General features: G+C 67.8%; 12 protein-coding genes. 5 read left to right on the forward strand and 7 right to left on the reverse strand.

The genetic code is table 11. The features are described 5' to 3' along the window. Positions 1-5: 5 nt before the first annotated feature. Positions 6-644 (forward strand): glutathione S-transferase family protein, encoded by a 639-nt coding sequence (locus DKG74_RS00815; RefSeq protein WP_109901642.1) that lies wholly within the window; start codon positions 6-8, stop codon positions 642-644. 81 nt (positions 645-725) lie between these two features. On the opposite strand, the gene DKG74_RS00820 is transcribed toward DKG74_RS00815, so the two are convergent. Genes DKG74_RS00820 through DKG74_RS00835 form a run of 4 tightly spaced genes read right to left on the reverse strand, consistent with a single transcriptional unit; the run spans position 726 to position 4,964 of the window. Then, positions 726-2,333 (reverse strand): acyl-CoA carboxylase subunit beta, encoded by a 1,608-nt coding sequence (locus DKG74_RS00820; protein WP_109901644.1) that lies wholly within the window; start codon positions 2,331-2,333, stop codon positions 726-728. A 3-nt stretch (positions 2,334-2,336) separates the two neighbouring features. Continuing rightward, a complete protein-coding gene (locus DKG74_RS00825; RefSeq protein WP_109901646.1) occupies positions 2,337-2,828 on the reverse strand; it encodes an acyl-CoA carboxylase biotin carboxyl carrier protein subunit in 492 nt (163 codons plus the stop codon). 19 nt (positions 2,829-2,847) lie between these two features. After that, positions 2,848-4,332 (reverse strand): ATP-binding protein, encoded by a 1,485-nt coding sequence (locus DKG74_RS00830; protein WP_109901648.1) that lies wholly within the window; start codon positions 4,330-4,332, stop codon positions 2,848-2,850. A 23-nt stretch (positions 4,333-4,355) separates the two neighbouring features. Then, complete coding sequence (locus DKG74_RS00835) at positions 4,356-4,964, reverse strand: TetR/AcrR family transcriptional regulator (protein ID WP_165837465.1); 609 nt, start codon at positions 4,962-4,964, stop codon at positions 4,356-4,358. A 111-nt stretch (positions 4,965-5,075) separates the two neighbouring features. Between DKG74_RS00835 and DKG74_RS00840 the strand changes: the two genes are divergently transcribed. Further along, a complete protein-coding gene (locus tag DKG74_RS00840) occupies positions 5,076-6,290 on the forward strand; it encodes an acyl-CoA dehydrogenase family protein (protein WP_109901652.1) in 1,215 nt (404 codons plus the stop codon). Positions 6,291-6,336: 46 nt separating this feature from the next. On the opposite strand, the gene DKG74_RS00845 is transcribed toward DKG74_RS00840, so the two are convergent. After that, the gene (locus DKG74_RS00845) at positions 6,337-6,582 is read right to left on the reverse strand and encodes a hypothetical protein (protein WP_133251457.1); all 246 of its coding nucleotides are present in this window, start codon (positions 6,580-6,582) and stop codon (positions 6,337-6,339) included. A 377-nt stretch (positions 6,583-6,959) separates the two neighbouring features. Then, entirely contained in the window at positions 6,960-8,015 is a 1,056-nt protein-coding gene (locus DKG74_RS00850; RefSeq protein ID WP_109901656.1) for a saccharopine dehydrogenase family protein, read from the reverse strand. 128 nt (positions 8,016-8,143) lie between these two features. Between DKG74_RS00850 and DKG74_RS00855 the strand changes: the two genes are divergently transcribed. From DKG74_RS00855 to DKG74_RS00865, 3 genes are read left to right on the forward strand one after another with little or no spacing between them, the layout of a single operon-like run. Then, positions 8,144-9,058: an ABC transporter ATP-binding protein gene (locus DKG74_RS00855; protein WP_109901658.1), complete on the forward strand. Its 915-nt coding sequence runs from the start codon at positions 8,144-8,146 to the stop codon at positions 9,056-9,058. After that, complete coding sequence (locus DKG74_RS00860; RefSeq protein WP_133251458.1) at positions 9,055-10,359, forward strand: hypothetical protein; 1,305 nt, start codon at positions 9,055-9,057, stop codon at positions 10,357-10,359. Before DKG74_RS00855 ends, DKG74_RS00860 begins: the two co-directional genes overlap by 4 nt. A 4-nt stretch (positions 10,360-10,363) precedes the next feature. Further along, entirely contained in the window at positions 10,364-11,653 is a 1,290-nt protein-coding gene (locus DKG74_RS00865) for a D-arabinono-1,4-lactone oxidase (protein ID WP_165837466.1), read from the forward strand. On the opposite strand, the gene DKG74_RS00870 is transcribed toward DKG74_RS00865, so the two are convergent. Next, positions 11,650-12,057 carry a DUF4149 domain-containing protein gene (locus DKG74_RS00870; RefSeq protein ID WP_109901664.1) on the reverse strand — a complete coding sequence of 136 codons (408 nt, stop codon included), beginning with the start codon at positions 12,055-12,057 and terminating at the stop codon, positions 11,650-11,652. The two genes, DKG74_RS00865 and DKG74_RS00870, sit on opposite strands and share 4 nt — an antisense overlap. Between the last annotated feature and the right edge of the window lie 7 nt (positions 12,058-12,064).

Here is a 12,064-nt window from a genome sequence, read left to right on the forward strand (position 1 = left end):
ACCAGATGGCCGAATACACGCTCTATTGCTTCGCCCAGTCGGGCAATGCCTACAAGCCCGCGCTCTATCTCAATCTGGTCGGCGCCGACTGGGCGCCGCGCTTCGTCGATTTCTTCAACGGCGAGGGGCGGACGCCGGAATTCCTCGCCATCAACGAAATGGGCGAGGTGCCGGTGCTGGAGCACGGCCCGGTGCGGCTGACCCAGTCGGGCGTGATGCTCGATTATCTCGTGGAGCAATTCGGCCAGTTCGGCTGGCGGGACGAGACGGAACGGCGCGAGATCCTGCGCTGGATCCTGTTCGACAATCACAAGTTCACGGCCAATATCGCGACCTGGCGCTTCCTGCTCAATTTCGCGCCGAAAGCCATGGCGCCCGAAGTGCTGGAGTTCCTGAAAGGCCGCGCCAGGGCCGGGGTCAAGACCCTCGCCCAGCATCTCGAAGGCCGCGCTTTCGTCGTTGGCGACCGGCCGACCATCGCCGATCTCTCGCTCTGCGGCTATGTCTTCTACGAAAATGAATATCCGATCGACTGGGCGAAGGATTTCCCGCCGATCCACGCCTGGGCCGAGCGCATCAAGGCGCTGCCCGGCTGGAAGCACCCATACGAACTGATGCCCGGATACCCGCTGAAAAAGGGCTGATGCGCCGGCGCAGGCCGGGCCTGCTGATGCCAAGGCGCCGGGCTGGCGGCCCGCCCCCTTGCGAGGCGGGCCGCCTTTCCGTCACATCCGGAAGACGCCGAAATGCGGGCGGTCGATCGGGCGGTTCAGGGTGGCGCTGAGGGTGACGCCGAGGGCGTTGCGGGTGTCCACCGGATCGAGGATGCCGTCGTCCCACATTTCCGAGGTGGAATAGAGCGCGCTGGACTGGCGGCGGTAGTCGTCGAGGATCGGCTCGCGGATCGCCGCGATCGCCTCGGCTGACAGCTCGCCGCCGCCCCTTGTTGCCTGCTTCACCTTGAGTTCGGTCAGCACATTGGCCGCCTGGTCGGCGCCCATGACCGAAATCTGGCTCTGCGGCCACATGAAGAGGAAGCGGGGGTCGAAGGCCCGGCCCGACATGCCGTAATTGCCCGCGCCGAAGGAGCCGTTGACGATCACCGTGATCTTCGGCACCTCGAGGCCGGAGACCGCCATGATCATCTTGGCGCCGTCCTTGGTGATGCCCCGGTGCTCGTACTCGCGGCCGACCATGTAACCCGTGATGTTTTGCAGGAACAGGATCGGGGTGCGGTTCTGGTCGCACAGCTGCATGAAATGGGCACCCTTCAGCGAGCTGTCGTTGAAGAGAACGCCATTGTTGCCGATGATGCCGACCCGCATCCCCCAGAGATGGGCGAAACCGCAGACGAGGGTGGTGCCATAGGCCGGCTGATACTCGTGGAAGCGGCTGCCGTCGACGAGGCGGGCGATCACTTCCCGCATGTCGAACTGCACCTTGATGTCGCGCGGGATGATGCCGTAAAGCTCGGCCGGATCGTAGAGCGGTGCCTCGGGCGCGATCCGCTCGATCTTCAGCTTCTCCACCCGTTTCCAGGTGCCGACGATGTCGCGGGCGATGGCGATGGCGTGCATCTCGGTATCGGCCGGATAGTCGGCGGTGCCGGAAATCTGGGTGTGGGTGTCGCAACCGCCGAGTTCATCGACGGTGACGACCTCGCCGGTCGCCGCCTTCACCAAAGGCGGGCCGCCCAGGAAGATGGCGCCCGTGCCGCGCACGATCACATTATATTCCGACAGGGCGGGGATATAGGCGCCGCCCGCGGTGCAATGGCCGAGCACGATGGCGACCTGCGGGATGCCCAGTTTCGACAGGGTGGCCTGATTGCGGAAGATGCGGCCGGCCAGATATTTGTCGGCGAAGAGATCGGCCTGCAGCGGCAGGAAGCCACCCGCTGAATCGCACAGATGGACCACGGGCAGGCGGTTCTCGATCGCGATGTCGAGGGCGCGGACGATCTTCTTGACCGACAGAGGATACCAGGAGCCGCCCTTCACGCTCGGATCGTCGGCATGGATCACCACTTCCTGACCGGCGACGATGCCGATGCCGGTGACGATGGCCGCGCCCGGCACCTCGCCGCCGTAAGCCTGATTGGCGGCGAGGGTGGAGAGTTCGAAGAAGGGGGTGCCGGGATCGAGCAAGGCCTCGATCCGCTCGCGCACCGACAGCTTGTGCTGGCGGGCGAGACGGTCGAGGTCACGCTGCGGCCGCTCGAAACGGGTCTTGCGGTGTCTCTCGCGCAAGGTTTCGGCAAGATTGCGGTTGTGGATCGCATTGGCCTGGAACTCGGCCGAGGTCGTGTCGATCTGGCTGTGGATGAGGCGCATGGCTCAGGCTTCCTCGAGGGGGGCGAGGGTGATCAGGGCGGCGCCCTTGTTGAAGGTCTTGCCGGCGGCGACATGGGCCGTCGCGACGACGCCGTCGCGCGGCGCCTTGATCGCCGTTTCCAGCTTCATGGATTCGATCACCATCATGATCTGGCCGGCGGTGACACTGGTCCCCGCCTCGACATTGACCGCGACGACCGAGCCCGGCATGGGCGCGGTCAGCGTGTCGGCGCCGCCTTCGGCGCCCCCCTTGGCGAAGCGGGCCATGGCTTCGCGGAATTCGACGCGGAAGGCGCGGCCGTCCAGATGGATATGGGCGACATTGCCCTCCACCGCGACATGGACCGCGTCGCGCCGGCCACCGGTCACGAGACGCGGGCCGTCGAGGGCGACCGCCAGCGTCTCGCCGCCGACGAGCAGGTGGTAAAGGCCGTCGCCGGCCGGGGCGAGGCCGGCTTCATGCTCGGCCTCGTCGATCAGAAAGAGATGGCGCATGGGCGTTTCCTGCGTCGTTCTAGTTGCGCCAGCCGCCGATGGCGGCGTGCAGGGCGGGGATGCGGTCGGCGGCGTCGCGCACCGGGCGGATGGACAGGGCGGCTGCGGCCAGCAGGCGGCGACGCAGATCCTCGGTCAGCGGTGGCTCGGCGGCGAGATCGGGCCGGGCGTCGAGCGTGCCGGTGTGCACCTCGCCCGCGGCGAAGACCGCATCGGCCAGCAGCCGGTCGAGGAAGGCGATATTGGTCTCGCAGCCCAGCACGACGGTCTCGGCCAGCGCCTTGCGGGCGCGGGCGATGGCCTCGCCCCGCGTCGCGCCATGGACGATCAGCTTGGCCAGCATGGGGTCGAAGGCGGTGGTGACCGCCTGACCCGCTGCAATACCGGCATCGACCCGGACGCCCGGACCCGATGGCCAATCGAGGGCGAGCAGGCGGCCGGTCGTCGGCACGAAACCGCGCGACGGGCTTTCGGCATAGATGCGGAGTTCAATGGCATGGCCGCTGGACGGCACGGCACCCTGCGCCAGCGGCAGGGCTTCCCCGGCGGCGACGCGCAGTTGCACCTCGACGAGATCGAGGCCGGTAATCTCCTCGGTCACCGGATGTTCGACCTGCAGGCGGGTGTTCATCTCGAGGAAGAAGAACTCGCCGTTGCCATAGATGAATTCGACCGTGCCGGCGTTGCGGTAGTTCGCGGCGCGGGCGATGCCGGCCGCGGTCTCGCAGATGTCGCGGCGCTGCGCAGGCGTCAGGGCGGGCGACGGCGTCTCCTCCACCACCTTCTGGAAGCGGCGCTGAACGGAACATTCGCGTTCCCACAGGTGGATGACGTTGCCATGGGCATCGCCCATCACCTGCACCTCGATGTGGCGCGGGTTCTCGACGAACCGCTCGACATAGAGCCGGCCGTCGCCGAAATAGCGCAGGCCTTCCGAACGGGCGCGCTCGATCTCCTCGTCGAGAAGGGCGAGGTCACGCACGATGCGCATCCCCTTGCCGCCACCGCCGGCCGACGGCTTGATCAGCAGGGGCGTGCCGACGGCGCGGGCCCGTTCGGCGAAACTCGCCGGATCGTCGTCCTCGATCGCCGAGGGGGCGACGGGAAAGCCCCGGTCGGCGACGAACTTGCGGGCGCGCACCTTGTCGCCCATCAGTTCGATGGCCTCGGGCAGGGGGCCGACGAAGGCGATGCCGGCGGCGGCGACCGCCCTGGCGAAGCCGGCGTTTTCCGACAGGAAGCCGTAGCCGGGATGGATCGCGCCGGCCCCGGCCGCCTTGGCCGCGGCGATGATCTGCGCGCCGTCGAGGAAGGCGGCGACCGGCGTTACACCCTTGATCTCGATGGCGATATCGGCGGCGGCGATGGCCGGCGCGCCCTTGTCGGCGGCGTGATGGACGATGGCGCCCTTAAGGCCCAGCCGGCGCAGGGTGCGCAGGATGCGCAGCGCGATCTCGCCCCGGTTGGCGACGAGGACGGTATCGAAGGGGAAGGACTGGGTCATCTCCTCGGACTTTCTTTTTCTTGTCAGGTGTTGGCCGGCAGGCAGATGCCGCCGCAGATGAGGGCGGTCACCGTGTCGGCCGTCGCCGCGACATCCAGCGTTCCGTCGCCGGTGACATAGGGCCAGCTGATATGCTCGACCGCGCCGAAGATGACGTCGCGAACGAGGCGCGGGGAGACGTCGGGCCGGACCTCGCCCCTGGCGATACCGTCCTCGATCAGGGCTTTCAGGACATTGGCATAGCGCCGGTTCAGGGCCTGGATGTCCGAGCCCTTGTAATCGCCGGCGACGCGCACTTCCGACAGGAACAGGCGGCACAATTCGCGGTCGGCGACGAAATTGGTCAGGTGGCGGCGGATCAGGTGGTGCAGGCGCTCGCGGAAATTCGCGCCCCTGGCCGATTCGGTCTCAAGGTCGGCGACCACCCGTTCGTAAAAGACTTGCAGCACGCGCAGCAGGAGATCGCGCTTGTTCGAGAAATAGCGGTAGATCAGCCCGTCCGAAACCTCGGCGGCGCGGGCGATCTCGGCGATGGAGGCGGCCTCGAAGCCCTTGGCGGAAAAGGTCGCCGACGCGGCCTCGACGATGGCGTCGATCCGTCCCTGCATTCTCTCGGCGCTGATCACGGGCATGGCCTGCATGTCCCCCCTTGTTTCCGTCGCCATATTGAATATGCTTCATTTTAGACATGTCAACCGGGGACATGCGGCGAAGCCGTCGCCCCGGGACGGGAGGAGAGAGAGATGAGCGCGAGCGCCGCCGCCGAAGACCTGCGCGTGAACAGCAGCAGCCTGAACGGATACCGCCTGACCCCGGACCAGCAGGAAATCCTCGATCAGGCCGATAAATTCGCCCGGGGCGAGCTGTTCGACCTCGCACCCCGGATGGACAATGAGGAATGGTGGCCGCCGCAGGCGATGCCGGCGCTGGGCCGCATGGGCTTCCTCGGCGTCACCGCCGAGCCGGAGCTGGGCGGCGCGGGCAGCGATTTCTTCACCTCGGGCCTGATCGCGCAGGGGCTGGCGCGCTGGAACCACGCCATCGCGCTGTCCTATGTCGCGCATGAGAACCTGTGCCTGAACAACATCGCGCGCAACGGCAGCGAGTCGATCCGCCAGCGTTACCTGCCGGGCCTGATCGACGGCAGCAAGATCGGGGCGCTGGGCCTGACCGAGCCGGGCGCCGGCTCCGACGCCCTCGGCTCGATGGCGACGACGGCGCGGCGCGAGGGTGATCACTACATCCTCAACGGCAGCAAGCTCTATATCACCAACGGGCCGGTCGCCGACTATCTGCTGGTCTATGCCAAGACCGACAAGGCGGCGGGCGCCAAGGGCATTTCCGCCTTCGTGATCGAGAAGGATTTCCCCGGCTTCAAGGTCGCGCAGAAGCTGGACAAGATGGGCTTCCGCGGCTCGACCACCGCAGAACTCGTGTTCGAGGATTGCCGCGTGCCGGCGGAAAATCTGGTCGGGGTCGAGAACCGGGGCGTCGCCGTCGTCATGTCCGGCCTCGATCTGGAACGGGCCATCGTCGCCATGATCAACCTCGGCATGGCGGAGCGGGCCTTCGACCTCGCCCTCGATTATGCCAAGACGCGCCAGCAGTTCGGCAAGCCGATCAGCCAGTTCCAGATGATCCAGGCCAAGCTGGCCGAGATGTGGACGACGATCGAGACGATGAAGACCTTCTGCTACCGGACGCTGGCGGAAGCCAATGATCTGGAGGAAGGCGCGGGTGGCCGGGGCGACATCCACAAGCTGACCGCCGCCTGCATTCTTTATGCGGCGGAAGGCTGCACCCGCGTGGTCTCGGACGCGGTGCAGATTTTCGGCGGCGCCGGCTACATGCGCGAGTCCGAGGTGAACCGCCTCTATCGCGCCTCGAAACTGCTGGAAATCGGTGCCGGCACCTCGGAAGTGCGCAAGCTGATCATCGCCGGCGAATTGCTGCGCTGAGGCGACAGGCCGCCGTCACCGGACGGCGGCCAAAGCCTGAAAAGTCTCAGGCGCCGTGCGGCCGGGCGAGACCCATGGGGGCATGATGGCCCCGGGCGACACGCGGCGAGGCCGGCAGGCTGCCGACGAGACCGAGCAGGCTGCTGAGCAGGACGAGGCCGACGGTCAGGCCGATCAGGCCCAGCGGGCCCTGCCACAGACCGAGCACGAGGCCGACCAGGGCCCAGGCCGTGCGGGCCAGGAAATTGCCGAACAAAGCGTCGTCGGCGCGATTGGCAAAGAGACGCAACATGGACATGGCATCACCCGAACAAACTCTACAGCCCCATTAGGTGGGGTGGGGCGGCCCCGCGACAACAGTCATTTTGTCGCGGTGCACAATGCATTTCCTGCAATGCAACTAAAGTTCAATCCGCGTCCTTGTCCGACCCTGTGCTTCCGGTCCGCATCGTTCCATGGCGTGAGGTCGGGGTCTTCGCCCCCTTCAACGCCGACAGCAGGCAAAGGCGCCGTGCGCCCACCTCTGGATCGCCGCCAGCGCATGACCTCGGAGATCAGAGGACGCAGCCGCCCGATTCCCTTCGGCGCATCGGCGGCCTCCACCGGGATGGCGATTGTCTTCTGTCGGCGCCCCGGCAGGGGGCCGGGACTCCGGGAAGGCTGGTGTTTCTAGCTGTTCAGGTCTTCCCGCGTGCAGCCCGCGATTTCGAGGATGAGATCGGCGCCATAGGCCATGCCCGGCGTCGCGTAACCCGGGCGGACATCGCCGCCCGCGACCTTGCCGGCGATCAGGAGGGCGGTCTCGATCGTGAGGGCATAGGGCTCGATCACGGTCAGGCGGCTGCGCAGGCGGGTGCCGGCGGGATTGACCGCCTCGCCCAGCAGGACGGCGCTGGCGGTCTTGCGCACGGTCTCGTCCGGGCCCGGCGGCATCAGGTTCACCGCGCGTTTCAACAGATATTGCGCTGGTGCCGTGCCCAGCAGCTTCCGCACGGCCTTGGGCAGACCCAGCATCCGCGAGAGTTCGGGCGTCGATTCGAAGAAGACCTCGATATCGGGAATGCCCGTGGTGTGAAAGGCGGTGGCGACATCGCCCCATGAAATGCCGATGGAAGGCCTCGGTCCCTTGCCGAAGTCGATATCGGCCCGGGGCACGCCGTCGATTTCCGTCAGCCTGCCGCCGCGCCGGACCATGGTGCCCTTGGATATCTGCTCGATCGAAGTCTTGGCCGTGCCGCGCGACATGTTGGCCAGGCCGCTCATGGCGAGGCGGAGGCTGCGGGCGTCGGGCAGGCGGTTGCGCATATGGGCGGCGAGGCAGTCGGACGGGACGACATCGAAGCCGACGCCGGGCATCAGCATGACGCCGGCCGCCTTTGCCTGTTCCGACAGGGCGGCGCAGGCCTCGAACACGGCGATTTCGCCGGTGATGTCGAGGTAATGCACACGCTTCCGCAGGCAGGCTTCGACCATGGGCCGGCTGGTCGCCGAAAACGGTCCGGCGACGTGAAGGACGACGGCGATCCCGTCGAGCAGCCGGTCGAGGGCGGCGGCATCGTGGAGCGAGGCGGCGGCATGGGGCAGGCCCAGCGGCCCGGCGACGGCGGCGACCCCGGCGGCGTCGCGGCCCGCCGCCAGCAGGTCGATACCGCGCTTCGCGGCGGCCTCGGCGATCAGGCGCCCGGTATAGCCGGTGGCGCCATAGAGCAGGATTCGCCCGGTCATCTCGTCTCTCTCCCCCATTTGTCGGACGACAAATAACACGAAGCGCGGCCTTCGCACGACAGTTGCGCTGCCGGGCGGCGCGCACCACAATCCCGCGGCGAGAAACAGCCGCGGGGGGATAACGCAGCGTGATCGACGTCGAGGGGCTTTGTTTCGATTATCCGGCCAAGCGGGCCTTGTCGGATGTCAGTTTCACCATCGAACCGGGCACGGTCACGGCGCTGGTCGGGCCGAACGGCGCCGGCAAGACGACCTTGCTGCGCTGCCTCGCGACGCTGGAGTTGCCCTATGCCGGGCGCATCCGCCTCGATGGCATCGACACCGGAGAGGAGCCGCTGCGTGCCCGTCGCCTGCTCGGCTTCCTCGACGAATTCTTCGGCCTGTATGACGATCTGTCGGTCCGCCGCTGCCTGACCTATTGGGCGGGGGCGCATGGGCTGTCCGGCGACACCGATGCCGCCGTGCTCGACGCCGCGACGCGCCTTGGCCTTTCCGACCGGCTGGAGGAGCGGGCGGGCAGCCTGTCGCGCGGTCTGCGCCAGCGCCTTGCCATCGCGCAGGTGATCATCCACCGACCGCGCATCCTGCTGATGGACGAGCCGGCCTCGGGCCTCGACCCGGAGGCGCGGGCGGGTCTCGCCGACCTGATCCGCAGCCTGCAGGCGGAAGGGATGACGATCGTCGTCTCGTCCCACATTCTCGTCGAGTTGCAGGACTATTCCAGTCACATGCTGATCGTCGACAAGGGCCGCATCGTCGATCACGCGCCCATCGGCGGCGCGCGGGCCTATCGGCGCAGCCGCCGCCTGCGTCTCGTACTGTCGCGCCCGGCCGATGGCCTCGCCCGCGCCCTTGGCGACGTGGCGGGTCTCGCCGTCACGCCGGATGGACTGGTCGCCCAGTTCGATTTCGCCGAAGACCTCGAGGCGCAGGCGGCATTGCTCGCCCGGCTCGTCGGCGGTGGCCTGCCGGTCGCCGCCTTCGGCGAGGATCACGAGAGCCTGCAGGACCGCTATATCGAGAAACTGAAGGCGTCGCGATGATGAGCCTGATCTTCAATCCGGAACTCCGCCGCAACCTGTGGCTCGAATTCAGCCCGGCGCGGCTGATCGCCATGCCGGCGGTGCTGTTCATGGTTCTGCTGCTCGCCTGGACCTGGGGCAAGGACGAGGGCATGGCCATCGCCGCCGCCGTCTCGGGCTGGGCGCTGCTGGTGCTCTGGGGCACGCGGCTCGCCTGCGATGCCGTGATTTCCGAGGTTCAGGGCCGGACCTGGGATGGCCAGCGTCTCTCGGGTCTCGGCCCCTTGCGCATGACCATCGGCAAGCTGGCGGGCGGTCCCGCCTATGCCTGGTACGGCGGGGCGATCTGCCTCCTCGCCCTTCTCGGCAGCGGGGGCATCGCGGGTGAGCCGCTGGTGCCCATCAGCCTCGTCGTCACCGGTTTGTTCGCGCAGAGCGTGGCGCTGTGGTTCGGCCTCGTGCAACTGCGGCTGCGCTCGGGCGTGCAGCGTTTCCATGTCACCTTCGCGCAGATCGTCGGTATCGCGGTCTCGGTCCAGCTCGCGCCCTTCGATCATTTCTTCGACGTGACGGTGACCTGGTACGGTCTGACCTTCGATGCCTTTGAATTTGCCCTCATGTCGACGGCGGTGTTCACAGTCTGGGCCTGGATCGGGTGCTGGCGCCTGATGCGGGCGGAATTGCAGTATCGCAGCTGGCCCCTCTTCTGGTGCGCCTTCCTTGTCTTCCTCCTCGTCTATTTCGATGGCTTGTCGGGGCAGTATTTCGGTCTGTTCTCGCCCATCGCCAGCCTCAGCGAGGACGAGGCCTTCCTGTGGCAGGCGGGCGGCTTCATGACCGTGGTCACGGCCAGCTGGTTCGCCATGCTGCTGGAGCCGAAGAGCATCGTCCGCCTGCGCCGACTGCTCGAGCGGCTGGGGCGGCGCGATTTCGGCCGCGCCCTTGGCGATATGCCGGTCTTCGTCGCCGGCCTGCCGATCCTCGCGATCTCGGCGGTGCTGCTGTCGCTGGGCAAGCCGGAGCCGGGCCTCATCCTGGTGCAGGCAGCCTCGCTCGTCCTGTTCCTGCTGCGCGATGCGGCGCTCGTCTATTATGTTGTCCTCTCGGGGTCGCGGCGCGGGCATCTCGCCGCGCTCGTTTACCTCGTGCTGCTCTATGGCATCGTGCCGGGCATCCTGACCGGGGCGGACGCCGGGCCGCTGCTCGCCGCCTTCGTGCCGCTGGCCGCCCAGGCGCCGGTGATCGGTCTCCTTGGCCCCGGGTTGCAGGCGGCGGGCTTCGCCTTCCTGCTCTCCACCCGGCTCACCAGGCCGAAGGCCTGACGCCGTGGCCGGCCTGTGGCGCAACTGGTCGGGGCTGCAGCAGGCGGCCCCCGCGCTTTCCTTCGCACCGGTGGAGGAGAGCGGCATTGTCGCCGCCGTGCGCGAGGCGGGGGCACGCGGCCTTGGCCTTCGCGTCGTCGGCAGCGGCCATTCCTTCACCCCGCTCTGTGTCACCGACGGCGCCCAGATCAGCCTCGCCGGCCATGCCGGTCTCGTCTCGGTCGAAGGGACGCAGGCGCGGGTAAAGGCCGGCACCACGATCCGCGCCCTTGGACCCCAGCTTCGGGCCAAGGGGCTGAACCTCGCCAATCAGGGCGATATCGACGCCCAGGCCATCGCCGGGGCCATCGGCACGGCGACCCATGGCACCGGCCTTGGCCGGGGCTGCCTGTCGGCGCAGGTCGCCGGGCTTCGCCTCGTCACGGCAAAGGGCGAGGTCATCGAGTGCGACGGGGAGCGCGACCCCGATGTCTTCAACGCGGCGCGCGCCGCCCTCGGCGGCATCGGCATCATCTCGGAAGCGGTGATCGACTGCCTGCCCGCCTATAACCTGCGTGAGGGACGGCGTGTCGCCCCCCTCGACGAGGTCATCGCGGGTTTCCGCAAGGAGGCGGCGGCCCATGTCCATGCGGAATTCTTCTGGTTTCCGCTGAGCGACAGCGCCGTGGTCAAGACCCTGGACCCGACGGACGAGCCGCCGGGGCGCTGGCGCGCACTGCGGATCGCCAAGGAAGCCGCGCTGGAGAACGGCGCGCTCTGGGGTTTCGGGCAATTGTCGCGGCGCGTGCCGGCGCTGGCGGGGCCGCTGGCCCGTTTGTCGGCGGCGGCGGGCGGTGGCGCCGGCTTCGTCGACGAGGCGCATCGCGCCTTTCCCTCGCAGCGTTCGGTCCGCTTCAACGAGATGGAATATGCCGTGCCGGCGGACGAGGGCCTGTCCTGCATCGCCGAGATCAGGGACTGGTTCCGCCGCACGGGCGAGAAGGTCTATTTCCCGGTCGAATTCCGCTTCGTCGCCGCCGACGACATCTGGCTCAGTCCCTTCTTCGGCCGGGCCAGCGCGACCATCGCCGTGCACCGCCTGGCGGGGGAGGATTTCAAACCCTATTTCGCGGCAATGGAGGCGATCTTCCGCAACCACGGCGGAAGGCCCCATTGGGGCAAGCTGCATACGCTGAAGGCGGCGGAATTGTCGGCGCTTTACCCGGCATGGGAGGCGTTTCAGGCGGTGCGCCGCCGGCTCGATCCCGGCGGCCTGTTCCTGAACGATTACCTGCGCGGCCTGTTCGGCGCTTAAGGCCCGATCATGCCCGCGACGACGAAGCCGAGGGTGATGAACTGCGCGAGGTTCAGGCCCTGGCTGAGGCCGTGCAGCCGGCTGAAGCTGGCGGCGGCTTTGGCGTCGCCGGCATCGCGCGCATCGGACAGGCGGATAATCTCGGGCCGCAGCAGCAGATGGGCGAGCACGAAGCCGATGGCGACGAGGCCGAGCAGGGCGCCCATCCAGAACGGCGGCGCCAGCAGGGCGCCGAAGCCGGTCAGGCCGATCATCGCCGGGAAATAGACAGCGAAGGCGTCGCGCATGAAGCGGGCGCCTTCCGCCTTGCCCAGCTTGCCGAAGACGAGCGGGGCGAGCATGAACGAGAAAAACGCCATGCCCCCGAAGGCGAGGCTGGAGAGCAGGGCGGCGAGTGTCATCATGACCGGA

It is taken from the genome of Zavarzinia aquatilis, from assembly GCF_003173035.1.
In the GTDB taxonomy this organism is placed as follows: Bacteria; Pseudomonadota; Alphaproteobacteria; order Zavarziniales; family Zavarziniaceae; genus Zavarzinia; species Zavarzinia aquatilis.

What these genes read in the sequence shown, in the direction of transcription:
- DKG74_RS00825 (WP_109901646.1), bottom strand. Translation starts at nt 2,828, where the DNA reads ATGCGCCATCTCTTTCTGATCGACGAGGCCGAGCATGAAGCCGGCCTC.
- DKG74_RS00860 (WP_133251458.1), top strand. Translation starts at nt 9,055, where the DNA reads ATGATGAGCCTGATCTTCAATCCGGAACTCCGCCGCAACCTGTGGCTC.
- DKG74_RS00850 (WP_109901656.1), bottom strand. Translation starts at nt 8,015, where the DNA reads ATGACCGGGCGAATCCTGCTCTATGGCGCCACCGGCTATACCGGGCGC.
- DKG74_RS00830 (WP_109901648.1), bottom strand. Translation starts at nt 4,332, where the DNA reads ATGACCCAGTCCTTCCCCTTCGATACCGTCCTCGTCGCCAACCGGGGC.
- DKG74_RS00820 (WP_109901644.1), bottom strand. Translation starts at nt 2,333, where the DNA reads ATGCGCCTCATCCACAGCCAGATCGACACGACCTCGGCCGAGTTCCAG.
- DKG74_RS00835 (WP_165837465.1), bottom strand. Translation starts at nt 4,964, where the DNA reads ATGCCCGTGATCAGCGCCGAGAGAATGCAGGGACGGATCGACGCCATC.
- DKG74_RS00870 (WP_109901664.1), bottom strand. Translation starts at nt 12,057, where the DNA reads ATGATGACACTCGCCGCCCTGCTCTCCAGCCTCGCCTTCGGGGGCATG.
- DKG74_RS00845 (WP_133251457.1), bottom strand. Translation starts at nt 6,582, where the DNA reads ATGTTGCGTCTCTTTGCCAATCGCGCCGACGACGCTTTGTTCGGCAAT.
- DKG74_RS00815 (WP_109901642.1), top strand. Translation starts at nt 6, where the DNA reads ATGGCCGAATACACGCTCTATTGCTTCGCCCAGTCGGGCAATGCCTAC.
- DKG74_RS00840 (WP_109901652.1), top strand. Translation starts at nt 5,076, where the DNA reads ATGAGCGCGAGCGCCGCCGCCGAAGACCTGCGCGTGAACAGCAGCAGC.